General features: G+C 59.1%; 22 protein-coding genes. 11 read left to right on the forward strand and 11 right to left on the reverse strand.

Annotation, left to right across the window (positions count from 1 at the left end; all coding sequences use genetic code 11):
• The first annotated feature begins 4 nt into the window (after positions 1-4).
• The gene (cho, locus tag QFI97_RS17000; RefSeq protein ID WP_346431650.1) at positions 5-877 is read left to right on the forward strand and encodes an excinuclease Cho; all 873 of its coding nucleotides are present in this window, start codon (positions 5-7) and stop codon (positions 875-877) included.
• Between the two features lie 82 nt (positions 878-959).
• Here cho and spy read toward each other — a convergent pair whose 3' ends face one another.
• The 6 genes from spy to astC all read right to left on the reverse strand — a co-directional run bounded on the left by spy (position 960) and on the right by astC (position 7,823).
• Positions 960-1,442 carry an ATP-independent periplasmic protein-refolding chaperone Spy gene (spy, locus tag QFI97_RS17005; RefSeq protein ID WP_095096907.1) on the reverse strand — a complete coding sequence of 161 codons (483 nt, stop codon included), beginning with the start codon at positions 1,440-1,442 and terminating at the stop codon, positions 960-962.
• Between the two features lie 356 nt (positions 1,443-1,798).
• Complete coding sequence (gene astE, locus QFI97_RS17010; protein ID WP_346431651.1) at positions 1,799-2,764, reverse strand: succinylglutamate desuccinylase; 966 nt, start codon at positions 2,762-2,764, stop codon at positions 1,799-1,801.
• 10 nt (positions 2,765-2,774) lie between these two features.
• Entirely contained in the window at positions 2,775-4,100 is a 1,326-nt protein-coding gene (astB, locus tag QFI97_RS17015) for an N-succinylarginine dihydrolase (protein WP_095096901.1), read from the reverse strand.
• Positions 4,097-5,575 carry a succinylglutamate-semialdehyde dehydrogenase gene (gene astD / locus QFI97_RS17020; protein WP_346431652.1) on the reverse strand — a complete coding sequence of 493 codons (1,479 nt, stop codon included), beginning with the start codon at positions 5,573-5,575 and terminating at the stop codon, positions 4,097-4,099. The genes astB and astD overlap by 4 nt, the downstream gene beginning before the upstream one ends.
• Positions 5,572-6,606: an arginine N-succinyltransferase gene (astA, locus tag QFI97_RS17025; RefSeq protein ID WP_331835429.1), complete on the reverse strand. Its 1,035-nt coding sequence runs from the start codon at positions 6,604-6,606 to the stop codon at positions 5,572-5,574. The genes astD and astA overlap by 4 nt, the downstream gene beginning before the upstream one ends.
• On the reverse strand, positions 6,603-7,823 hold the full coding sequence (gene astC / locus QFI97_RS17030) for a succinylornithine/acetylornithine transaminase (RefSeq protein WP_331835430.1): 1,221 nt from the start codon (positions 7,821-7,823) through the stop codon (positions 6,603-6,605). Before astC ends, astA begins: the two co-directional genes overlap by 4 nt.
• 446 nt (positions 7,824-8,269) lie before the next feature.
• Here astC and xthA point away from each other — a divergent pair, with 446 nt between their 5' ends.
• The 3 genes from xthA to gdhA all read left to right on the forward strand — a co-directional run bounded on the left by xthA (position 8,270) and on the right by gdhA (position 11,395).
• Positions 8,270-9,076, forward strand: a complete 807-nt coding sequence (gene xthA, locus QFI97_RS17035; RefSeq protein WP_095096885.1) for an exodeoxyribonuclease III — start codon at positions 8,270-8,272, stop codon at positions 9,074-9,076.
• Between the two features lie 255 nt (positions 9,077-9,331).
• Positions 9,332-9,742, forward strand: coding sequence for a pyrimidine (deoxy)nucleoside triphosphate diphosphatase (locus QFI97_RS17040; protein WP_095098102.1), 411 nt, complete (start codon positions 9,332-9,334; stop codon positions 9,740-9,742).
• A gap of 309 nt (positions 9,743-10,051) precedes the next feature.
• Complete coding sequence (gdhA, locus tag QFI97_RS17045) at positions 10,052-11,395, forward strand: NADP-specific glutamate dehydrogenase (RefSeq protein WP_346431653.1); 1,344 nt, start codon at positions 10,052-10,054, stop codon at positions 11,393-11,395.
• 86 nt (positions 11,396-11,481) lie between these two features.
• On the opposite strand, the gene QFI97_RS17050 is transcribed toward gdhA, so the two are convergent.
• Both QFI97_RS17050 and selD read right to left on the reverse strand, forming a co-directional pair.
• Positions 11,482-13,434 carry a DNA topoisomerase III gene (locus QFI97_RS17050; protein WP_346431654.1) on the reverse strand — a complete coding sequence of 651 codons (1,953 nt, stop codon included), beginning with the start codon at positions 13,432-13,434 and terminating at the stop codon, positions 11,482-11,484.
• A gap of 4 nt (positions 13,435-13,438) precedes the next feature.
• Entirely contained in the window at positions 13,439-14,482 is a 1,044-nt protein-coding gene (gene selD / locus QFI97_RS17055) for a selenide, water dikinase SelD (RefSeq protein WP_095096876.1), read from the reverse strand.
• A 225-nt stretch (positions 14,483-14,707) separates the two neighbouring features.
• Between selD and phoC the strand changes: the two genes are divergently transcribed.
• The gene (gene phoC, locus QFI97_RS17060) at positions 14,708-15,454 is read left to right on the forward strand and encodes an acid phosphatase PhoC (protein WP_095096873.1); all 747 of its coding nucleotides are present in this window, start codon (positions 14,708-14,710) and stop codon (positions 15,452-15,454) included.
• 45 nt (positions 15,455-15,499) lie between these two features.
• Here the strand turns inward: phoC and QFI97_RS17065 are convergent, their stop codons facing one another.
• Positions 15,500-16,051, reverse strand: coding sequence for an NAD(P)H nitroreductase (locus tag QFI97_RS17065; protein ID WP_346431655.1), 552 nt, complete (start codon positions 16,049-16,051; stop codon positions 15,500-15,502).
• A 165-nt stretch (positions 16,052-16,216) separates the two neighbouring features.
• Between QFI97_RS17065 and sppA the strand changes: the two genes are divergently transcribed.
• From sppA to yajD, 5 genes are all read left to right on the forward strand, one after another.
• Positions 16,217-18,070 carry a signal peptide peptidase SppA gene (gene sppA, locus QFI97_RS17070; RefSeq protein ID WP_331835433.1) on the forward strand — a complete coding sequence of 618 codons (1,854 nt, stop codon included), beginning with the start codon at positions 16,217-16,219 and terminating at the stop codon, positions 18,068-18,070.
• A gap of 292 nt (positions 18,071-18,362) precedes the next feature.
• On the forward strand, positions 18,363-19,379 hold the full coding sequence (gene ansA / locus QFI97_RS17075; RefSeq protein WP_346431656.1) for an asparaginase: 1,017 nt from the start codon (positions 18,363-18,365) through the stop codon (positions 19,377-19,379).
• Positions 19,380-19,389: 10 nt separating this feature from the next.
• A complete protein-coding gene (gene pncA, locus QFI97_RS17080; RefSeq protein ID WP_331835434.1) occupies positions 19,390-20,031 on the forward strand; it encodes a bifunctional nicotinamidase/pyrazinamidase in 642 nt (213 codons plus the stop codon).
• Between the two features lie 170 nt (positions 20,032-20,201).
• Positions 20,202-21,455, forward strand: coding sequence for a chitinase ChiD (chiD, locus tag QFI97_RS17085; protein WP_346431657.1), 1,254 nt, complete (start codon positions 20,202-20,204; stop codon positions 21,453-21,455).
• A 147-nt stretch (positions 21,456-21,602) separates the two neighbouring features.
• Positions 21,603-21,947, forward strand: coding sequence for an HNH nuclease YajD (gene yajD, locus QFI97_RS17090; RefSeq protein ID WP_095096855.1), 345 nt, complete (start codon positions 21,603-21,605; stop codon positions 21,945-21,947).
• A 74-nt stretch (positions 21,948-22,021) separates the two neighbouring features.
• On the opposite strand, the gene QFI97_RS17095 is transcribed toward yajD, so the two are convergent.
• Both QFI97_RS17095 and msrB read right to left on the reverse strand, forming a co-directional pair.
• A complete protein-coding gene (locus tag QFI97_RS17095) occupies positions 22,022-22,297 on the reverse strand; it encodes a YeaC family protein (protein ID WP_095096852.1) in 276 nt (91 codons plus the stop codon).
• A gap of 44 nt (positions 22,298-22,341) precedes the next feature.
• On the reverse strand, positions 22,342-22,755 hold the full coding sequence (gene msrB, locus QFI97_RS17100; RefSeq protein ID WP_095096848.1) for a peptide-methionine (R)-S-oxide reductase MsrB: 414 nt from the start codon (positions 22,753-22,755) through the stop codon (positions 22,342-22,344).
• Between the two features lie 339 nt (positions 22,756-23,094).
• Here msrB and gapA point away from each other — a divergent pair, with 339 nt between their 5' ends.
• Positions 23,095-24,090, forward strand: a complete 996-nt coding sequence (gene gapA, locus QFI97_RS17105; protein ID WP_045855008.1) for a glyceraldehyde-3-phosphate dehydrogenase — start codon at positions 23,095-23,097, stop codon at positions 24,088-24,090.
• The last annotated feature ends 36 nt before the right edge of the window (positions 24,091-24,126 follow it).

The raw sequence follows: 24,126 nt of genomic DNA on the forward strand, positions 1-24,126 counted from the left end.
CATTGTGGTCAGAAGGCAATCCGCCCCGCGTCTGGAGTTTGAAGCGGCGGCAATTTATACATATCCCGAACATCTGCGTCCCTGGCTGGCGTCTCTGCCCAGCCTGCCGGGCGTCTATCTGTTTCACGGCGAAAGCGACACCCTGCCGCTGTATATCGGTAAAAGCGTCAATATTCGCAGCCGGGTGCTATCGCATCTGCGCACGCCGGATGAAGCCGCCATGCTGCGCCAGGCGCGGCGCATTAGCTGGCATCGTACCGCGGGCGAACTCGGCGCGCTTCTGCTCGAAGCGCAGCTTATTAAGGAGCAGCAGCCGCTGTTCAATAAGCGGCTACGGCGCACTAAACAGCTCTGCTCGCTGCTGCTGAGCGACTCCCGCCCGCAGGTGGTGTATGCCCGTGAGCTGGACTTTTCCCGCCAGGAGCATCTGCACGGCCTGTTCGCGAACCGCCGCGCGGCCCTGCAGGCGCTGACCAGCCTCGCCGATGAACACCGGCTGTGCTACGGGCTGCTGGGGCTGGAACCGCTCAGCCGCGGCCGGGCCTGCTTTCGTTCCGCGCTCGGGCGATGCGCCGGCGCCTGCTGCGGTAAAGAGAGCGTAGAAGCCCACAACGCGCGGCTGCACGCCAGTATGGCGCAGATGCGGCTGGTATGCTGGCCCTGGCCGGGCCCGGTTGCGCTGGAAGAGACCGGGCCTGATATGACCCGCTATCATGTGATTCATAACTGGCTGTGGCTGGGGGCGGTCGAGACGCTAGCGCAGGCGCAAGCGCTGACGCAGCTGCCGGCGGGCTTCGATCATGACGGCTACAAAATTCTCTGCAAGCCGCTGCTGCGCGGCGATTTTACGCTCCACCCGCTTCAGCCGGCGCCCTGACAAACGAAAAAACCGCCGGTCCTGCCCAAAGCCTGACGGCGTATGTTGGGCAGAACCGGCGGTCTTCATTCCGCGGGCTGAATTACTCAGCAGATGGAGGCATTTTACCTTCCGGCGCTTTACGATCTGTCAGATGCTTCTCAAAATTAGCATTGAACTGTTTTTTCTGTTCCGGCGTCAGAATGTTGTAAATCTTGTTCTGGGTTTCGATACGGGAGAGCGCCATATCTTTATGCTGCGCTTCCATCTTGTCGATTTGCGCTTCCGCTTTCGCCTTATCGAAGGTATCGCTGGCAATTAGCTCATGCATCGCGCGGCGCTCGTCGAGGGAAGGACGCTTCATATTTTCGCGCTGGCTTTTCATGATGTCGCGGATCTGCTGTTTTTGCGCATCGGTCAGGTTCAGGCCTTTAAACATCATATCGTGCTGGCCGCCGGGCATCCCTTTATGGTGCATCATTGGCTTGCTGTCGGTCGGGGTCGCGGTGGTATCCGCGGCGTGAGCAAGGTTAGCAGCGCCCAGGGCCAGAGTAGAGGCAACAAACAGAGCAGTAATCTTCTTCATATTCAGTCCTTACTTTAAGTTATTCTCACGGCCTGGTGCCGTGTTGACGAGATAAACTTTACGACGTTTATCGTCAATTAGTCAGAGCAAGCGTAAAACAATGAAAGTGTAAAAAACATTTTCTCACCAATTGTGGAGAAAATAAGGAAAATGAGGAGGTAATTGCAACTAAAAATATTTAATAAGCTGTTTTATAAAGAAATAATGGAGATTATAAAGCAGCAGAGATTAAAAACAAAGCGGTTAGCCAGGAATAATCTGTAATCAAACGTCGGGGCACGAAAAAATAAGATTATACGATCCGGTTCACGGTGAAAATTTACGCCGCCGCGGACGGGCAGCGGGCGTATTTATGTTCAGGACAACCGCTCCAGCATCAGCCCGGCCCGCAGGCCCAGCGCGACAGAAGGGTTTGGGAACAGGACATACTCCAGGGCCTTTTCCACCACGTAGCGGGTCTCACCATCTTCCGCCAGCAGCGTCCCGGCGCTAAACGGCGTAAAGTTGAGCGTCTGCGCCGGCATATGCAGCTGAAAATGTTCGCTGCCACGGGTGATCTGCTGGACCACCCGATAACGCAGCGCTTCGTGCCCCTCTTCTACCGCCAGATCGCCGACCAGTAAGCGCATCAGCGCGCGCAGGGTGACGGCAAACCGCTCCAGCTCATTCGCGCCAAACGGCAGCGCCTTGCCCAGCTCAAGGGTGCAGGAGAGCGCCGCAAAGCGGTCGCTGCTGAAGTGGGTAAACGTGCCCGCCGGCTGCTGATGAAATACCAGCGCCTCCAGCCCTGCCGCGCCCAGCCAGCTCAGAAAACCGTCATCCCACGGAGTCTGTCGCGCCGGAAGCACCCCAAAGCGGAGGTGATGCGATCCGCGGATCGCGGTATGTAAATCAAGATGCCAGCGGGCACCGCCAGCGTCGGCATAAAACCGCGTCAGCACCGTTTCCAGCCGCCGCGCCCGCCTCGTTTCATCGCTGGCGGGAAAGTCCTGCCAGCGTCCGCTGAACATACGGTTCATATCGCTGGCGAGGTAGCGCCTGTCGGCCCGCAGCGCCGGAGGGTTGCCCAACACCACCAGCAGCCGCCAGCGTAGCGGCAGCTCGCCGCTGAACAGCTGCCGCAGCAGAATATCGATCATCTCTACCGGCGCGGTTTCATTGCCGTGGAGCCCGGCGGAGAGCACCAGCGCCCGCTCGCAGCGCGCGTGCGGCGTGAGCTGTAAAATACCGCAGTCCAGCCAGTGCCAGCGGAAGTGCGCCGTTTCGCCGTGAAAATGGTGGGGCAAACACCCCGCCAGGGTTAATGCCAGAAAGTCGTCCACTGCGTCTCCTTTATTGCTGGAACGGATAAACTGAACCGAGCTGCAAAATCTGCGTCAGTTGGTCAAGGGCCTCGCGCCCTTCGCTCAGCAGCTGCGGGTCAGCCAGATCCGCCTGCGTCAGACGATCGCGGTAGTAGCGCTCGACCCAGTCATTGAGCGCGATGAACAGGCGATCGTTCATCAGCACCGCCGGGTTAACCGCCCGCAGCTCGTCTTCCGTTAGCACCACCCGCAGGCGCAGGCAGGCCGGGCCGCCGCCGTTGGCCATGCTCTCCCGCAGATCGTAGACCTGCAGCTCGTCGATGGGGTTGTCCTGCTCCAGCAGCCGGTTCAGATAGCGCCAGACGCCGGCGTGCTCCTGCGCCTCCTGGGGCAAAATAAGCCGCATCGCCCCGCCGGGCTTGCTCAACAGCTGGCTGTTAAACAGGTAGGTCGCCACCGCCTCTTCGACCTTCACGGCGCTCGTCGGCACCACGACCGGCGTAAATCCGGCCACCAGCCCGGCCAGCTGGCGCAGCAGCTGGGGCTGACCGACAAACGCTTCTTCATGGCAAAACAGCACCTGCTGATTGCTCACCGCAATGACATCGTTATGAAAAACGCCTTTATCGATCACCGCCGGGTTTTGCCGGGCGAAGATAATCTGCCGCGGGTTGACCTGATTCAGCCGGGCGACGGCCTGGCTGGCCTCCAGCGCCTGGCGCGCCGGATAGCGCACCGGCAGGCCGTCTCCCCCCTGCTCGCGGCCATAGACAAACAGCTGCAGGCCGGGCGCGCCGTACTCGCCGCCGAGCCGGTTATGGTTCGCCGCCCCTTCGTCGCCAAACAGCGCCACCTGCGGGAGCGCCGGATGCACGGCAAACCGCCGTTCGTCCGGGAAAATGGCGCGCAATAGCGCCTCGGTGGTCGGCGCCTCGCTGGCGCGGTGGAATTTGTCGTTCAGATTGGCAACGGTCAGATGCACTCTGCCATCCAGCGAATCGGCGGAGGGCGACACCGTCGCCGCGTTCGCCACCCACATTGAAGAAGCGGAGCTGACCGCGGACAGCAGGTCCGGCGCCTGCCGCGCGGCACGTTCCACCACCTGCGGATCGCTGCCGGTAAAGCCGAGCTGGCGCAGAAGCGCGACGTTCGGCCGCTCCTGCGGCGGGATCACCGCCTGCCGGTAGCCCGCGTCCGCCAGCGCCTTCATTTTTTTTAACCCCTGCTTCGCCGCCAGCTGCGGGTTCGATACCCGATAGCGATGCTTCGTCGACGCCTCGTTGCCAAATGAAAGCCCGGCGTAGTGGTGCGTCAGGCCGGGCAGGCCGTCAAAATTAACCTCCCACGCGTTCATCGGGCCGATCCTTGCCGGAAGTCGAGGCCCGGGCTGAGGGTTTCCGGCAGCGTCAGATCCGGCGATTCGAGGCTGGCCATCGGCCAGGCGCAATAATCCGCCGCGTACCAGGCGCCGGGACGATGGTTGCCGGAGGCGCCGGTGCCGCCAAACGGTGCGGTGCTGGCGGCGCCGGTCAGCGGTTTGTTCCAGTTGACGATCCCGGCCCGCGCTTCCAGCAGCAGCCGATCAAACTTCTCGCGCTCGGCAGAAACCAGCCCGCACGATAATCCAAAACGCGTGGCGTTCGCCAGCGCGATCGCCTGCTCAAATTCGTCATAGCGCCAGACGCACAGCAGCGGACCGAAGACCTCCTCATCTTTGACCTCGGCGACATCGGTAAGCTCGACGATCCCCGGGGTCAGCAACGAGGTTCCGGCCTCCAGCAGCCGCGGCTCCAGCAGCGTTCTGCCGCCGTTGGCGACATGCTGCAGCCAGGCCTGATGGACCTTCTGCGCCGCCTGCGGGGAAATTAAACCACCGAGGAACGGCTGGGGTTCAGCGTTCCACGCGCCGGGAACGAGCCGCTGCGCGACGGCCACCAGCCGGGCCAGGAACGCATCCCCGACCTCGCCGCGCTTCACCAGCAGACGGCGGGCGCAGGTACAGCGCTGGCCGGCGGTAATAAAGGCCGACTGGATGGTCAGATGCACGGCGGCATCAATATCCCGCGGCTCGTCAACGATCAGCGGGTTGTTGCCGCCCATTTCGAGCGCGAGGATCTTCTCCGGCTGCCCGGCCAGCTGGCGATGCAGCTGAAAGCCGGTAGCGGAGCTGCCGGTGAACAGCAGCCCGTCGATATCCGGTTGACCGCTCAGCGCTTCGCCGGTTTCGCGACCGCCCTGCAGCAGGTTCAGTACGCCCGGCGGCAGGCCCGCTTCGGCCCACAGCTTCACCACCGCCTCACCGCTTTGCGGGGTCAGCTCGCTCGGTTTAAACACCACCGTATTCCCCGCCAGCAGCGCCGGAACGATATGGCCGTTCGGCAGATGGCCGGGGAAATTGTACGGGCCAAATACCGCCAGCACGCCGTGCGGCCGATGGCGCAGCGTCGCCGAACCGTCGCTCATGACGGTTTGCGCCTCGCCGGTACGGCTGTGGTAGGCTTTTAGCGAAATGGTAATTTTATTGATCATCGCGCCAACTTCCGTCGCCGCCTCCCAGCGCGGTTTGCCGGTTTCTTCGGCAATGATGGCCGTCAGCTGCGCTTTGTTGGCCTCCAGCAGGGCGGCAAACTTTTCGGCGATCGCCTGCCGGGCGCGAAACGGCTCTTTGGCCCAGGCCGGAAACGCGCGCCGGGCGGCCTCAACCGCCTGCGCAACCTGCCCGACGTCGGCATCATTACCCTGCCATAGCCGCTCTCCGCTCACCGGGTTGCTTTTACTGCGTGCCGGGCCGCGCCCGGTTTGCCAGTCGCCGTTAATCCATAGACTCATGACTTTTTCTCCTCAGGGATCAGGCGCACCATGCGGATACGGTCACCGAGGTGACATTTGAGGGCATCCAGCTCGCGGGCGCTCAGCAGCAGACGATCGCTATCGGGGTCGGCATGCACCAGCATCGCGCGAAACTGCTGATACTGCTCGTTGGCGACCAGGCACAGCGGCCACTCGCCCGGCGCCGGCTGTCCTTCAGCCACGGCGACCAGCCGACTTTTGCGAATCGCCCGCACCCGGTCAATATCGCACTCGAGGGTTGGGCCGCCGTCGAAAATATCGACATAGTTAAGATAGCGGAACCCCTCTTTCTCCAGCACCGCCCGGGCAGGGGCGGTTTGCGGATGCACCTCGCCAATGACCGCCCGCGCTTCATCGGATAAAAAGTCGATATAGAGCGGATGCTTCGGCATCAACGCGGCAATAAACGCCTTTTGTCCGGTGCCGCACAGATAGTCAGCGCGGGCAAACTCCATCGCAAAGAAGCGCTTGCCCAGGCTTTCCCAGAATGGCGAGTAGCCGCTGTCGTCGATGACTCCGCGCATCTCCGCCACCACTTTTTCGTTAAAGCGTTCGCGGAAGGCGGCCATGAACATAAAGCGCGATTTCGACAGCAGATAGCCGTTGCCTTCTTTACGCCACGCCGGGTCGAGAAACAGCGTGCACAGCTCGCTGCTGCCGGTGTGGTCATTGCTGAGAAACAGGGTCGGCAGCGCGTTATAGACGTTCAGCTCTTTCGAGGCGTGCACCTGCGTGCCGACGCGATAGTTGTACCAGGGATCGTTCAGCCCCACCGCCACCTCGACGGCGCAGATCCCCACAACCTTCCCGCTGGCCGTATCCTCCAGCACGAAGACATAGCCCTGCTCGCTTTTCGGCAGCTCGCCGCGCCAGGTTTTTTGCGAACGATCGATGCGCGCCGCCAGCGTCGCTTCATCGGCCGGCAGCGACGTCAGGCCGCCGCCGGTTACCCCCGCAAGCGCCAGCAGGCCCGCCAAATCGTCCTGTTCCACCGGACGGATAACCATCATGATGACGCTCCCGCGAGAAAGTGGCGGCAGGCCAGCTCAAAGCGATCCAGACCCGCGTTAACCTCTTCCTCACTCACTATCAGCGCTGGCGCAAAGCGAACCACGCTCGCGCCGGCAATCAGGATCATCAGCCCATCCTCCGCCGCCTGGGTGCTGATGGCTTTTGCCTTCCCGGCGTACTCATCCTTCAGCACGCAGCCAATCAGCAGTCCGAGGCCGCGGGTCTCTTTGAACAGGCCATAGCGGGCGTTAATCGCCCCCAGCCGCTCGCTGAACCACTGGTGGCGCTGCTTAACGCCGTTCAAAACCGCCGGCGTATTGATAATGGAGAGCACCTCTCCGGCGACGGCGCAGGCCAGCGGGTTGCCGCCGTAGGTCGTGCCGTGGGTACCGACGGTCATCACGCCGGCGCATTTTTCGCTGGCCAGCAGCGCGCCAATCGGGAAGCCGCCGCCCAGCGCTTTGGCGGTCGACAGCACGTCCGGCGTCACGCCATAGTGCATGTAGGCATAGAGTTCGCCGGTGCGCCCGACGCCGGTTTGCACCTCATCGAAAATCAGCAGCGCATTATGGGCGTCGCACAGCTCGCGCAGACCGCACAGGAAGGCCGGGTCTGCCGGCACCACGCCGCCTTCGCCCTGCATCGGCTCGACGATGACCGCGCAGGTATCGTCGTCAATCAGCGCGCGGGCGGAGTCAAGATCGTTATAGACCGCGTGCTGGATCTGCGGGGGCAGCGGCGCAAAGTCTGCGGAATAGGCCGGCTGCCCGCCGGCGGAAACGGTAAACAGCGTCCGCCCGTGGAACGCATTTTTGAACGCCACGATGCCGCTTTTCTGGCTGCCGTAGCGATCGTGAGCGTATTTGCGCGCCAGCTTCAGCGCCGCTTCGTTGGCCTCAGCGCCGGAGTTGCAGAAAAAGACCCGATCGGCAAAGGTGGCGTCGATAAGCTGTTTCGCCAGCCGCAGCGCCGGCTCGTTGGTATAGCCGTTGCCGGTATGCCAGAACTTTCCGGCCTGCTCCGTCAGCGCGTTAACCAGACGAGGATGGGCATGCCCGAGCGCGTTCACCGCGATACCGCCGGCAAAATCGATATACTCTTTCCCCTGCTGATCCCACAGGCGTGAGCCCTCGCCGCGTACCGGAATAAACGCCGCCGGCGCGTAAACCGGCATCATCCATTGATCAAAGTTGCTACGCGTAATTGACTGAGACATATCGACCTCTTCCGGTAAATAAAAAGTATGCATAATGTTAAATATTATGAGTTATTACGCTGTAAATGTAGATTGCACGCATCGTGCCAGCCAGAGGAGAAAATGCATAAATTGAAGTTGATCGCGGAATATCAATAGCTTATAAAACCAAAATATTCACATTAAATGCATAAATAGTGAATAACAATCCGATTAACGGTGATGAACAGTGAATAAAATAGATAGTTTATTCATCGGTAAGATATAATTCTGTATTTGTGATCCTCTACGAAATTTATCGTAGATATTCGCCCTTTTTTGGCGCGCGGCGCGCCAGAATGGTGCAGGATTTAGCCATTCGCCGCCGTACTCCCGGCGTTGTGGACAATAAAATGCCTTCCGGCAGCCAGCCTGCCGAATTTCTGCTAACATCCCTGCACTATTCACCTTGCACAGTGGCAGCGACTATGAAATTTGTCTCTTTTAATATCAACGGCCTGCGTGCGCGCCCGCATCAGCTGGCCGCCATCGTCGACAAGCATCAGCCTGACGTCATTGGCCTACAGGAAACCAAAGTTCACGATGATATGTTCCCTCTCGAAGAGGTGGCAAAGCTCGGCTACAACGTGTTCTACCACGGGCAGAAAGGTCACTACGGCGTCGCCCTGCTGACCAAAGAGACGCCGGTTAGCGTGCGCCGCGGTTTCCCGGGCGATGATGAAGAGGCCCAGCGCCGCATCATCATGGCGGAAATCCCTTGCGCATCCGGTAACGTGACGGTGATCAACGGCTACTTCCCCCAGGGCGAGAGCCGCGATCACGCGACAAAATTCCCCGCCAAGGCAGCGTTTTACCAGAACCTGCAAAACTACCTCGATACTGAGCTGAAAAAGGACAATCCGGTGCTGATTATGGGCGATATGAACATCAGCCCGACGGATCTCGATATCGGCATCGGCGAAGAGAACCGCAAGCGCTGGCTGCGCACCGGTAAGTGCTCGTTCCTGCCGGAAGAGCGCGAGTGGATGGAGCGCCTGCTGGATTGGGGTCTGGTCGATACCTGGCGTCACGCCAACCCGGAAAACAACGAGCAGTTCTCATGGTTCGACTACCGCTCCAAGGGCTTCGATGATAATCGCGGTCTGCGTATCGATCTGCTGCTGGCAAGCACGCCGCTGGCGCAGCGCTGCATAGAAACCGGAATTGATTACGAAATCCGCGGCATGGAAAAACCTTCCGATCACGCGCCGGTCTGGGCTACCTTTAAGCCGTAACCCCCGCAGCCCCAACTCTCCGGCCGCGGCTGGCCGGAGAATCTGATTATCCTGAGCAAAATCAACAAAGCGGCGCCCCCGGCAATCTGCCCGGTGTCGCGTTATATATTATCGCCACGCGGTACCGGGCGCCGTTCTGGTGGCAGCGATCCCAGGGCGGTCGGGCACGGCATATCTCCAGCGGGCTAAGGGGTTGTCTGGTCGGCGCAAAGGCGGTGATAATAGGCCATTATTCCGTACAGAACGATGATTCAGATGCTAAAAACCATTGATGTTGTCGCCGCCATTATTGAGCAGGATGGCAATATTCTGCTTGCACAGCGTCCGCCGCACGCTGACCAGCCGGGAATGTGGGAGTTTGCCGGCGGAAAGGTGGAATCCGGCGAGAGCCAGGCGCAGGCGCTGACCCGCGAACTGCAGGAGGAGCTTGGCATCACCGCCCTTCCCGCCCGCTACATCGCCAGCCACCAGCGGGAGGTCTCCGGGCGGCTGATTCATCTCCACGCCTGGTGGGTGCCCAGCTTTAGCGGTACCCCAACCGCGCACTATCACAGCCAGCTGCGCTGGTGCTCGCCGCAGGAAGCCTTAACCTTCAACCTCGCGCCGGCGGATATCCCCCTGCTGGAAGCCTTTATCGCCCGTAGCGCCGCCGACCTTCCCCGCTGACCCCTCCGCTGCCGTCATCATCGTTTTTAGTTATGACAGCCGGCGGATTATAAATTTTGCTGTCAGGATAACTTTTCCTTGCTTGCCTAACGATTGCTGGTGTTATAGTCGGAAAATCGGCTTTTTCAAGGGCCGAACCATAATAAAAATACATAAAATCATTCAGGTTGTATCACGGCGGCAAAAGAGTCGCTCCCCGGCGGCTGACATCGGTAAGCGGCGGGGGTGAGCGAGCGCGGCCGGCAAAGAGGCAGACCTGACGGATGAGATGTATAAACGCAACCACAACCATAAGGGGAAGTTATATCTATGGATCAGACGTGCACTCTGGAAGGTTTTCTCGCCCGCGTTCAACAGCGCGATCCTCATCAAACCGAATTTGCTCAGGCCGTCCGCGAGGTGATGACCACCCTGTGGCCTTTCCTTGAGGAAAATCCGCGCTATCGCCAGCTCAATCTGCTGGAACGTTTGGTTGAACCGGAGCGGGCTATCCAGTTCCGCGTCGTATGGGTTGATGACCGCAATCAGGTTCAGGTTAACCGCGCCTGGCGCGTGCAGTTCAACTCCGCCATCGGCCCGTATAAAGGCGGCATGCGCTTCCACCCGTCGGTCAACCTGTCGATCCTGAAATTCCTCGGCTTCGAGCAAACGTTTAAAAACGCCCTGACCACCCTGCCAATGGGCGGCGGTAAAGGCGGCAGCGATTTCGACCCGAAAGGGAAGAGCGACGGCGAAGTGATGCGCTTCTGCCAGTCGCTGATGACCGAACTGTATCGTCATTTAGGCCCGGACACCGACGTACCGGCTGGCGATATCGGCGTTGGCGGTCGCGAAGTCGGCTTTATGGCCGGGATGATGCGTAAGCTCTCCAACAACAGCGCCTGCGTGTTCACCGGCAAAGGGCTCTCCTTCGGCGGCAGCCTGATTCGCCCGGAAGCGACCGGCTATGGCCTGGTCTATTTCACCGAAGCGATGCTTAAACGCCACGGTCTTGGCTTCGAAGGAATGCGCGTAGCGGTTTCCGGCTCCGGCAACGTGGCCCAGTACGCCATCGAAAAGGCTATGGAGCTTGGCGCGCGCGTGATCACCGCCTCTGACTCCAGCGGCACCGTGGTCGACGAAGCGGGCTTTACCCCTGAGAAACTGGCGCGCCTGTGCGCGATTAAAGCCAGCCGCGACGGTCGCGTTGCCGACTATGCCCGCGAGTTTGGTCTGAACTATCTCGAAGGCCAGCAGCCGTGGTCCGTGCCGGTGGATATTGCGCTGCCGTGCGCCACGCAAAACGAGCTGGACGTTGACGCCGCTCGCCTGCTGATCGCCAACGGCGTTAAGGCCGTGGCCGAAGGCGCAAATATGCCGACCACCATCGCCGCAACCGACCTGTTCCTCGAAGCCAACGTGCTGTTCGCTCCGGGTAAAGCCGCTAACGCCGGCGGCGTGGCGACTTCCGGTCTCGAAATGGCGCAGAACGCCGCGCGAATGAGCTGGAAAGCAGAGAAGGTTGACGCCCGTCTGCACCACATCATGCTCGACATTCACCACGCCTGCGTGGAGTACGGCGGCGAAGCGAAGCAGACTAACTACGTGCGCGGCGCCAACATTGCCGGGTTCGTTAAAGTGGCCGACTCGATGCTGGCGCAGGGCGTGATTTAATCCGCAGGCTTTCCCGGGTCGCGCGTATCCGGGAGAGCAGCTGATGGGTTCCTACGGATAAAGACCCCGGCCTGCGGGGTCTTTTATTATGGATTGTCGGCAGGCGCATCCGCCGCCGGCTTTTTGCCCTTCGTCCTGGCTTTCGGCTTGCCTTTGCTGAACTCCTTCTTACCGCCTCCCGGCGCAACGATACCGCGGAACTGGCGAGCCGGCGTGCTGCGCGCCTGGTCGATAAGCTGATAAAGCGTTCCCACCAGCGGCTGCATAAAGTCCTGATAGCGGCACTGCTTTTCGCTGATTTGCGTCAGCACCGATTCCCAGTGCGCGGTCATATCCGGCCTGGCGGCCATTTCGGGCAGGGAGTGAATCAGCGCGCGTCCTGCGTCCGAGGAGTGGATATAGCGCCCTTTTTTGACTAAAAACCCGCGTTTAAACAGCAGCTCAATAATTCCGGCGCGGGTCGCTTCCGTACCCAGGCCGTCGGTAGCGCGCAGGATCTTCTTCAGATCCTTATCCTGCACAAAGCGGGCAATCCCGGTCATCGCGGAGAGCAGCGTCGCATCGGTAAAATAGCGCGGCGGCTGGGTTTGCCGCTCCACCACTTCACCCTTTTCACACAGCAGCTCATCGTCCTTCGCCACCACCGGCAGCGGCGTACCGTCGTTCTCTTCATCGCGCTCTTTATTGCCCAGCAGCGCCCGCCAGCCGGCCTCGGCGAGGAAACGGGCCTTGGCAACAAACTTGCCGTTGGCGATCTCAAGGTCAATCTGGCATTTGCGGAATACCGCGTCCGGGCAAAACTGCATCAGGTACTGGCGCGCGATCAGGCCGTAGACCTTGACCTCGTTCTCCGTCAGCCGCACCTGGCTGCTGCGCGCGGTGGGAATGATGGCATGGTGCGCATCAACTTTTTTATCGTCCCAGCAGCGGTTGCGGATTTCCGGGTTAACCACCGGCTGGGGCAATAAATCCGGCGCGTGGACGCCAATGGCGTTGAGTACCGCATGGCGGCCGGCGAAGTGCTCCTCCGGCAGATAGCGGCTGTCCGAACGCGGGTAGGTGATCAGCTTGTGGGTCTCGTACAGCTTCTGGCAAATATCCAGCACGTTTTGCGCGCTGAAGCCAAAACGCTTTGCGGCCTCAATCTGCAGCGCCGAGAGCGAAAACGGTAGCGGAGCGGGTTCCGAATCCCGCTTATCGTTGTAGGCCGTGACCATCGCGGGCTGGCCGGTAATCCGCGCGACGACGTGTTCGGCCAGCGGGCGATGCAGCAGGCGCCCCTCCTCATCCTGCCAGGATTCGCAGGCATCGCTCGGCTGCCAGGTCGCGACGAAGCGCTCCTGCAGGGGAGTGACGATATGCGCCTTAACGTCGAAGAAATCCTTCGCCACAAAGTTCTCGATCTCTTCATCCCGACGCACTACCAGCCCGAGCACCGGGGTCTGCACGCGCCCAACCGAGAGAACGCCCTGATAGCCCGCGTTGCGCCCAAGCAGCGTGTAGGCCCGGGTCATGTTGATCCCATACAGCCAGTCGGCGCGCGCGCGCGCCAGTGCCGATACGCATAGCGGAATAAACTCGCTGTTGGCCCGCAGACGAGAAATCGCCCGCTCGACCGCCTGCGGGTTAAGATCGTTGATCAGGCAACGCTGCACCTGCTGGCGCTTTTCCGGCGCCAGCTGCAGATAGTCGAGGACTTCATCCACCAGCAGCTGACCTTCCCTGTCCGGGTCACCGGCGTGGATCACCTCCTCGGCGTCGCCCAGCAGCCGCTTGATGACGTTAAGCTGTTTGCTGACCGACGGTTTCGGCTGTAGCTGCCACTTATCCGGGACAATGGGCAGATCGACCAGGTTCCAGCGCGCGTAGCGCCCGTCATAGACATCCGGCTGCGCCTGCTCAAGCAGATGGCCAATACACCAGGTGACCACCTGCCCGTTGCCGCACTCAATATAGCCGTCGCCCTTGCGATGCGGCTTGGGTAACACCTCGGCAATGGCGCGGCCGAGGCTCGGTTTTTCTGCAATAAACAGCCGCATGTAATCAACGGATCTCGATCATGGGGCGTCCGCCGCGGGCGGTAACCAGCTCGCCGATAGCGGCCAGCGTCACGCCGGACGCCTCGGCCGCCGCGCGGACCTCGGCTTCGGCTTCCGGGGATACCGCCAGCAGCAGGCCGCCGGAGGTTTGCGGATCGCACAGCAGATCGCGCCACTCCGGCGGCATTTCGCCCATCAGGTGGCCGTAGCTGGCAAAATTCCGCCCGGTGCCGCCGGGAACCGCGCCGGCGAGAATGTACTCTTCCACGCCCGGCAGTTTCGGGATGTCGGCATAGTTCAGCTGCGCCTGTACGCCCGCCCCGCGGCACACTTCGCTCAGGTGCCCAAGCAGACCAAAACCGGTGACGTCGGTCATCGCCTTCACGCCATCAATATTGGCAAATGCGGAGCCGACGAGGTTCATCTGACACATGGTTTCGGTGGCCAGCCCCTGATGCTCAGGCTTGAGCAGCGATTTTTTCTCGGCGGTCGTCAGCACGCCGATCCCCAGCGGTTTGGTGAGGAACAGCCGGCATCCCGCCTCGGCGGTGCTGTTTTTCTTGATACGTTCGGTGGGCACCACGCCGGTCACCGCGAGGCCGAAAATAGGCTCAGGCGCGTCAATGGAGTGGCCGCCGGCCAGAGAGATCCCCGCCTGCTGGCAGGCGAAACGGCCGCCGTCAACCACTTCGCGGGCGATTTCCGGCGCCAGGGTGTTAATCGGCCAGCCGAGGATGGCTATCGCCATAATCGGTTTGCCGCCCATAGCGAAAATATCGCTGATGGCGTTAGTCGCGGCAATGCGCCCAAAGTCGAACGGACTATCGACAATCGGCATAAAAAAGTCGGTCGTGCTGATGATGGACGTGCCGTTACCCAGGTCATAGACCGCCGCATCGTCGCTGGTTTCATTGCCCACCAGCAGGTTCGGGTCAATAAATTTTGCCTGGTCACTTTTAAGGATAGTTTCCAGCACTTTAGGGGAAATTTTACACCCGCAACCGGCTCCGTGGCTGTATTGCGTTAAACGAATAGCTTGCTCGCTCATGGACATCTCCTGTCATTGCAATCCCGCTATGGTAGCGCCCAAACGTCGAGGTGGTAAGTACGACAGTCTGAAATCGCGAATAGTTGCTCATTAAGCACACAAATATGCGATTTTGCGATAGGGAGCCATTTTTTTAACGGCATTTTAACTTTTACTAAAAGATGACAGAAATGTGACAAAGAAACGTTCTGCTCTCTGGACAGATAACAACGAAAGGAAATTTTGATGAAAAAGCGCGTTCTCGCCCTTTGCCTGGCAGGCCTCTTCTCCGTTAACGCTTTTGCCCTGGTGGCAACGGGTAACGATGCCACGACCAAACCTGACCTCTATTACCTGAAAAATGCGCAGGCCATCGATAGCCTGGCGCTCCTGCCGCCACCGCCGGAAGTGGGCAGTATTGCCTTTTTAAACGATCAGGCCATGTATGAGAAAGGACGTCTGCTGCGGGCGACCGAGCGCGGTAAGCTGGCGGCAGAGGACGCAAACCTTAGCGCAGGCGGCGTGGCGAACGCCTTCTCCGGCGCATTCGGCTCCCCGATCACCGAAAAAGACGCGCCGGCGCTGCACAAGCTGCTGACCAATATGATTGAAGATGCCGGCGACCTCGCAACCCGCGGGGCGAAAGAGAAGTACATGCGCATTCGTCCGTTCGCGTTTTACGGCGTTGCCACCTGCAACACCACCGAGCAGGATAAGCTGTCGAAAAACGGCTCCTATCCTTCCGGCCACACCTCTATCGGCTGGGCCACGGCGCTGGTACTGGCCGAAGTTAACCCGCAGCGGCAGAATGAAATTCTCAAGCGCGGCTACGAGCTCGGCGAGAGCCGGGTCATCTGCGGCTATCACTGGCAAAGCGACGTCGATGCCGCGCGCATTGTCGGCTCAGCGGTAGTGGCGACGCTGCATACCAATCCGGCTTTCCAGCAGCAGCTGCAGAAAGCGAAAGATGAGTTTGCGAAACAGCAGAAGTAGTCAGTAAGGCAGCCCGGCGGCAAGCGCCTGCCGGGCAATTCATGCTCAGAAACGCACGACGAACGGCGCGGTATCGGCGACGGCGATGCTGGTTGATGCTTTAAGCAGCGGCGTGCCCAGATAGAGGAAACCGACGATTTTATCCTGTTCGCGGCAGGCAAAACCTTCACGCACGATGGCGCTTTCGGTTAACGCCCCGCTGCGCCAGATACCGTTGAATCCCTGAGCGACCGCGGCCATCTGCATCGCCATGACCGCACAGCCCGCCGACATCTCCTGCTCCCACTTAGGCACCTTCGGATGATCTTCACAGCGGGCAACCACGGTGATAATCAACGGCGCCCGGAACGGCGCGCTGCGCGCTTTCTCTACGCCCTTTTCATCCTGCCCGGCGGCCAGCGCGCCTTTTTCCAACAGCTGGCTGAAGCGCTCGCGCCCTTCATCGGCAATAATAAAGAACCGCCACGGCTGTAATGTCCCGTGATCCGGGGCGCGCAGGCCGGCGCGGAGAATATTTTCCAGCTGTTCGCCGGCCGGAGCCGGTTCAGCCAGGCGTGAGGCGCTGCGGCGGTTAACCAGTAGGTCGAGAGCATCCATCTATGTGACTCCTGTGAGGTTATTTTTCATAAAATTAACATGCTCACGAATTTTGTTACAGCCCGACGGGTGATTCCTGCTGACAAGCGCCGATGGTCTCTTTAGGATAGCCAGACGCGGCAGCCCCTGCGGTTAGCCCACTTTTGATAATGTTAGGGAGAATACATGCGAACCCTTTGGCGACTGATTGCCGGATTTTTTAAATGGACGTGGCGAGTACTTAATTTTGTTCGTCAGCTCGCGCTAAACCTGGTTTTCCTGCTGCTGGTGCTGGTTTGCATCGGCATCTGGGCGCAGTTCAGCAGTACCACCACGGAGCATGCCGCTCGCGGCGCGCTGCTGATGGATATTACCGGCGTAGTGGTCGACAAGCCTTCGGCCAGCAGCAAGCTTGGCGTGATTGGCCGCCAGCTGTTTGGCGCCAGCTCGGACCGCCTGCAGGAAAACTCGCTGTTTGATATCGTACAAACCATCCGTCAGGCGAAAGACGACCGCAATATCACCGGCATCGTGCTGGATCTGAAGAATTTTGCCGGCGGTGACCAGCCGTCGATGCAGTACATCGGCAAAGCTCTGCGCGAATTCCGCGATAGCGGCAAGCCGGTCTACGCCATCGGCAGCAGCTACAGCCAGGGGCAGTACTATCTGGCAAGCTTCGCCAATAAAATTTGGCTCTCGCCGCAGGGCGAAGTTGACCTGCACGGTTTTGCCACCAACGGCCTGTACTACAAGTCGCTGCTCGATAAGCTGAAGGTGTCCACCCACGTTTTCCGCGTCGGAACCTATAAGTCAGCGGTCGAGCCGTTTATCCGCGACGATATGTCCCCGGCCGCCCGTGAAGCCGACAGCCGCTGGATTGGCGAGCTGTGGCAGAACTATCTCAATACCATCGCCGCCAACCGGCAGATCACCGCCCAGCAGCTGTTCCCCGGCGCCCAGGGCGTGCTCGACGGCCTGCGCAAGGTCGACGGCGATACGGCGAAATACGCCCTGGACAGCAAGCTGGTTGATGAGCTGGCAACCTCTACCGATATCGAAAAGGCGCTGACCAAACAGTTTGGCTGGAGCAAAGCGGATAACAACTATCGCGCCATCAGCTATTACGATTACAGCGTTAAGACACCGTCCGACCAGGGTGCCGCAATTGCGGTTATCTTCGCGAACGGCGCGATCATGGACGGTGAAGAAACTCCGGGCAACGTCGGCGGCGATACCACGGCGGCCCAGATCCGCGATGCGCGCCTCGATCCGAAGGTGAAAGCCATCGTGCTGCGCGTTAACAGTCCTGGCGGCAGCGTCAGCGCTTCGGAAGTGATTCGCGAAGAGCTGGCGGCGGCGAAAGCGGCGGGCAAACCGGTGGTGGTTTCTATGGGCGGCATGGCGGCATCCGGCGGCTACTGGATTTCCACCCCGGCGGATTACATCGTGGCGAACCCGAGCACCCTCACCGGCTCCATCGGCATCTTTGGCGTGATCAACACCGTTGAAAATACCCTGGGCTCCATCGGCGTACATACCGACGGCGTGTCCACTTCGCCGCTGGCGGATGTCTCAACCACCAAATCCTTGCCGCCTGAAGTGCAGCAAATGATGCAGCTGAGCATTGAGAACGGCTATAAGCGCTTTATTACGCTGGTGGCTAACGCGCGTAAGAGTACCCCGGAGAAAGTTGACCAGATTGCCCAGGGCCACGTCTGGACCGGCGAAGATGCCAAGGCCAACGGCCTGGTTGATAGCCTCGGCGACTTCGATGATGCGGTGGCGAAAGCCGCAGAGCTGGCGAAGCTGAAACAGTGGCACATTAACTACTACCAGGAAGATCCGACCTTCTTCTCAATGGTGGTTGATAGCCTGACCGGTTCCGTTCGCGCGTCGCTGCCGGCAGCGCTGCAGGCCTGGCTGCCCGCCCCCGTCGCGGCGGCGGCCGATGCGGTGAAGGCCGAAAGCGACAAGCTGGCGGCATTTAACGATCCGCAGAACCGCTACGCCTTCTGCTTAACCTGCGCCAATATCCGCTAGCCCGCCCCGTTCGACAACAAACCCCGGCTATCGGCCGGGGTTTTATTTTTCCCCCGCAATAGCAGGTATACCCTAAATAATTCGTTGCGCTGGCCCAGAAGGGGTGAGGCCGGAGGCCGAATCACGCGGCAAGTGAGCGAATCCCCGGGAGCATAGGCCACTATGTGACCGGGGTGAGTAAGCGCAGCTAACGCATCTGCAGCTCGAAGTATGACGGGTACGGGTATATACGCTGTATTTTTTTCGCGACCACTTTATACTGCGCCTGTCTACGTACAACCTAAGCGATGCTATGCACAAGAAATCGATTTACGTTGCCTACACCGGTGGGACCATCGGTATGCAGCGCTCCGAACACGGCTATATTCCCGTCTCCGGCCACCTGCAGCGTCAGCTCGCGCTGATGCCTGAGTTCCACCGTCCGGAGATGCCGGACTTTACTATTCACGAATATGCCCCGCTGATGGATTCGTCCGACATGACGCCGGAAGACTGGCAGCATATCGCGGAAGATATTCGCGCCCACTATGATGAGTATGATGGCTTCGTGATCCTCCACGGAACCGACACCATGGCGTTTACCGCCTCGGCGCTGTCGTTCATGCTGGAGAATCTGGGCAAACCGGTAATTGTGACAGGGTCACAAATTCCGCTAGCCGAGCTGCGCTCCGACGGGCAGATCAATTTGCTGAACGCGCTGTACGTCGCCGCAAATTACCCGATTAACGAAGTGGCGCTGTTTTTCAACAACTGTTTGTATCGCGGAAACCGCACCACTAAAGCCCATGCCGACGGGTTCAACGCCTTTGCTTCGCCGAACCTGGCGCCGCTGCTGGAGGCCGGGATCCATATCCGCCGCCTCGGGACGACGCCGGCGCCGCACGGCGTGGGCGAACTGATCGTGCACCCGATTACGCCGCAGCCGATCGGCGTGGTGACGATTTATCCGGGGATTTCCGCCGACGTGGTGCGCAATTTTCTCCGCCAGCCGGTGAAGGCGCTGATCCTACGCTCTTATGGCGTCGGTAACGCCCCGCAGAACGGCGAGTTTATTCGGGTTCTGACCGAAGCCAGCCAGCGCGGAATTGTGGTGATTAACCTGACGCAATGCATGTCCGGCAAGGTCAACATGGGCGGCTATGCCACCGGCAACGCCCTCGCCCAGGCGGGCGTGATCGGCGGTTTCGACATGACCGTCGAGGCGACGCTGACCAAGCTGCACTACCTGCTGAGCCAGAATCTGAACGTTGAGGCCATTCGCCGCCTGATGCAGGAAAACCTGCGCGGTGAGCTGACTCCCGATGAGTAAGGAGCTTGTGATGACCAATCGTGCCCTGCTGTTGGTTGATTTACAAAATGATTTTTGCGCGGGCGGCGCGCTCGCCGTTCCGCAGGGCGATAGCACCGTTGATGTCGCCAACCGGCTGATCGACTGGAGCCTGGCGCGCGGCGAAATGGTCGTTGCCAGCCAGGACTGGCATCCGGCAAACCACGGCAGCTTCGCCAGCCAGCATCAGGCCGAGCCTTACTCGCAGGGCGAACTCGATGGCCTTGCGCAGACCTTCTGGCCGGATCACTGCGTGCAGCATAGCGCCGGGGCGGAGCTGCATCCGCTGCTTCAGCAGCAGGATATCTCCGCCGTGTTCCACAAGGGCGAAAATCCGGCGATCGACAGCTATAGCGCCTTTTTCGACAACGGTCATCGCCACAAAACCCAGCTCGACGACTGGCTGCGCGCGCGCGGGATCGCCGAACTGATCGTGCTGGGTCTGGCGACCGACTACTGCGTTCAGTTTACGGTGCTGGACGCGCTCGACCTCGGATATCGCGTTAACGTGATTACCGACGGCTGTCGCGGCGTCAATATCCAGCCGCAGGACAGCGCCCACGCCTTTATGGCTATGGCCGCCGCCGGCGCGACGCTCTATACCCTCAGCGACTGGCTGGAAACCCAGGCCTGATCCTTCGCCCGAAGCCGCCGCTTCGGGCCACTTCTTTGCGCCTCCTCTGAGCGATTCATTGAGCAAACTCGCAGATTCAACAGGCTATTGCTGATAGTGTGGGCGGGCTTTTTTTTCGCCACGCCATTCCCGTGGCGTGTTTGCTTTTTTAATGTCAAAGAGGATCGTCCATGAAACTTTTGCCTTTACTGGCAGCATTACCCCTGCTTTTCGCCTCAGTTGTCTCTGCTCACTCCCTGATGTCCGTCGGCTATTTTAACGGCGGCGGCGACGTGACCGCCGGTCCGGGCGGCGATATCGATAAACTGGACGTGCGCCAGATTACCCATCTCAACTACTCCTTTGGCCTGGTCTACAACGACGAAAAGGATGAAACCAACGCGGCGTTAAAAGACCCTGCCAGGCTGCATCAAATTTGGCTGTCGCCAAAAGTACAGGCTGATTTGCGCAAAATCCCCGCGCTGCGCCAGCAGAACCCGGAGCTGAAGGTTCTGCTTTCCGTTGGCGGCTGGGGCGCACGCGGATTTTCCGGCGCGGCGGCCAGCGAGGAGAGCCGCGCGGCGTTTATCCGCTCGGCGCAGGAGATCGTCGCGCAGTATGGCCTGGACGGTATCGACCTCGACTGGGAGTATCCGGTCAACGGCGCGTGGGGACTGGTTGCCAGCCAGCCGGCCGATCGCGATAACTTTACCGCGCTGCTGAAGGAGCTGCGGGCCGCATTTGGCCAGAAAAAGCTGGTGACCATCGCCGTGGGAGCCAACGCCGAAAGCCCCAAAAGCTGGGTCGATGTCAAAGCTATCGCCCCGCTGCTGGATTACATCAACCTGATGACCTACGACATGGCCTACGGCACCCAGTACTTCAACTCTAATCTGTACGACTCAACCCGGTGGCCGACGGTGGTGGCGGCGGATAAGTACAGCGCCGATTTTGTGGTTAATAACTATCTTGCCGCCGGTTTGAAGCCGGGCCAGATGAACCTCGGCATTGGTTTCTATGGTCGGGTGCCAAAACGGGCGGTTGAGCCGGGCATCGACTGGAGCAAACCCGATGCGCAGAAAAATCCCGTGACTCAGCCCTGGTTCGGAACCGAGCAGATCGCGCTGTTCAAATCCCTGGGCTTCGATCTGAGCAAAGATACCTACGTAAAGTACAACGATATCGTCGCGAAGCTGCTTAACGATCCGCGCCAGCGCTTTAGCGAGCACTGGGATGACCAGGCGAAGGTGCCGTGGCTGTCGGTGCAGTCGGCGGACGGCAAGGCGCTGTTTGCGCTGTCCTACGAAAACCCACGCTCCGTTGCGCTCAAAGCCGACTATATCAAGAGTAAGGGGCTGGCAGGCGCGATGTTCTGGGAGTACGGCGCCGATGAGCAAAACCAGCTGGTCAAACAGCTGGCCGAGTCGTTAGGGATTAAGCACTAACCTCAGGATCGTTACCGCCCGCAGCGCGGGACGCGGCGCCCTGAAGGAGATGAGGTGTGTCGCGTCCGGCGATAGGTTATGATTGTCGCAATCGGCTGCGCCAGGTTTGGCGCAGCTTTTCATTTGCTACAGGAGGCATGGGGCTTTATGGCTTTTATCCCCAAAAACTACGCCCGTCTGGAAGTCGGTTATCGCGAAAAGGCGCTAAAACTCTTCCCGTGGGTCTGCGGACGCTGTTCCCGTGAATTTGTCTATTCGAATCTGCGTGAGCTGACGGTGCACCATATCGATCACGATCACGGCAACAACCCGGAAGATGGCAGTAACTGGGAGATGCTGTGCCTGTACTGTCACGACCACGAGCATTCCAAGTACACGGAAGCCGATCAGTATGGTTCAACGGTGGTGGCGGGCGAAGACGCGCAAAAGAGCGTCGGCGACGCGAAATATAACCCTTTTGCCGATCTTAAAGCGATGATGAACAAGAAGTAACCGGTCCGTAAAGCTTCAGCGCCCGGCGGCGAAACCCGCCGGGCCTGCGTAAGCAGCATACCCGCGCGAGCCGATCAGGATTTAAACGTCACAATAGGTTCTGGCGAAATGCCGAACTCCACTTTTAGCTCCTGCTTGCTCTTCATCACCATCTGCCCGTTGGTATCGATCGTCATATGCTGGGCCTGGACGTTGTGTCGCGCCTGCCACAGCATCACCAGCTGCAGGCTGTTCTCTTTCTGCTCCGGGGTTAACGCCACCCCATCCGGCCATTTTCCCAGCTCCACCGCCGTGGCCAGACGCTGATAAACTTCCGGGGTCATACTGTCGATAATTTGCTCGATATCCATCGTCCGCTCAACTCCGCATTGGAATAATTTGCTGAATCGTTTCTTTAGCCCTTGATCTGCTCGCCGTTATCATCGTCGCTGAAGCTTAACGAGGCCGAATTTACGCAAAAACGCTCGCCGGTCGGCTGCGGACCATCCGGGAAGACGTGTCCGAGGTGAGCATCGCACTTACCGCAGCGAATTTCCGTGCGCTGCATACCGTGAGAGTAATCGTTCAGATAGCGAATGGCCTCGTCGCTTACCGGCTCAAAAAAGCTCGGCCAGCCGCAGCCCGAATCGTACTTGGTTTGCGAGTGAAACAGCGCCGCGTCGCACACCAGGCAGTGGTAGACGCCGTCTCGTTTGTTGTGGAGCAGTCGGCCGGTGAACGGCGGCTCGGTGCCGTGATTCTGCGTCACGTAAAACTGCATCTCGCTCAACTCTTTTTTGAGCTCGTCCGAGGAGGGTTTATTCGACATGTGCATGCTTCTCGCTGTGAAAGGACAACTTTAACTGCTCGATTCTAACAAAACATTAACAATGAAGCGTGGACTTTTGTTCTAAACTTATTCGATGCCGATAGGCAGCTAGATAATTGTGACATAAATCACATTTTTATCTTTAATGACCTTTAAAATTCCGCGCGCAGTCCCCATATGGAATTGGGCTCAAAGGGAGAGTGAGGCAAATCAATCGCGCAAAGGTGTGCTCTGGATTGATTTGTCGCAATGATTGACACGATTCCGCTTGACGCTGCGTAAGGTTTTTGTAATTTTACAGGCAACCTTTTATTCACTAACAAATAGCTGGTGGAATATATGACTATCAAAGTAGGTATCAACGGTTTTGGCCGTATCGGTCGCATTGTTTTCCGTGCTGCTCAAGAACGTTCTGACATCGAGATCGTTGCAATCAACGACCTGTTAGACGCTGACTACATGGCTTACATGCTGAAGTATGACTCCACTCACGGCCGTTTCAACGGTACCGTTGAAGTGAAAGACGGTCATCTGGTCGTTAACGGTAAAAAAATCCGTGTTACCGCTGAACGCGATCCGGCTAACCTGAAGTGGGACGAAGTTGGCGTTGACATCGTTGCTGAAGCAACTGGTCTGTTCCTGACTGACGAAACCGCTCGTAAACACATCACTGCTGGCGCGAAAAAAGTCGTTCTGACTGGCCCGTCCAAAGACAACACTCCGATGTTTGTTAAAGGCGCTAACTTTGACAAATACGAAGGCCAGGACATCGTTTCTAACGCATCCTGCACCACTAACTGCCTGGCACCGCTGGCTAAAGTTATCAACGACAACTTCGGCATCGTCGAAGCGCTGATGACCACCGTTCACGCGACTACCGCTACTCAGAAAACCGTTGATGGCCCGTCTCACAAAGACTGGCGCGGCGGCCGCGGCGCATCCCAGAACATCATCCCGTCCTCTACCGGTGCTGCTAAAGCAGTAGGTAAAGTACTGCCAGAACTGAATGGCAAACTGACCGGTATGGCGTTCCGCGTTCCTACTCCGAACGTATCCGTTGTGGACCTGACCGTTCGTCTGGAAAAAGCTGCTTCTTATGAAGAAATTAAGAAAGCCATCAAAGCTGCTTCCGAAGGCGCAATGAAAGGCGTTCTGGGCTACACCGAAGACGACGTTGTATCTACCGATTTCAACGGCGAAGTTTGCACTTCCGTGTTCGATGCTAAAGCAGGTATCGCCCTGAACGACAACTTCGTGAAACTGGTTTCCTGGTACGACAACGAAACTGGTTACTCCAACAAAGTTCTGGACCTGATCGCTCACATCTCCAAATAAGTTGAGATGAGAACCTGATCCAAAAAGGCGACTTCG

The sequence above is a fragment of the Klebsiella scottii genome (assembly GCF_036561945.1).
Lineage (GTDB): Bacteria > Pseudomonadota > Gammaproteobacteria > Enterobacterales > Enterobacteriaceae > Klebsiella > Klebsiella scottii.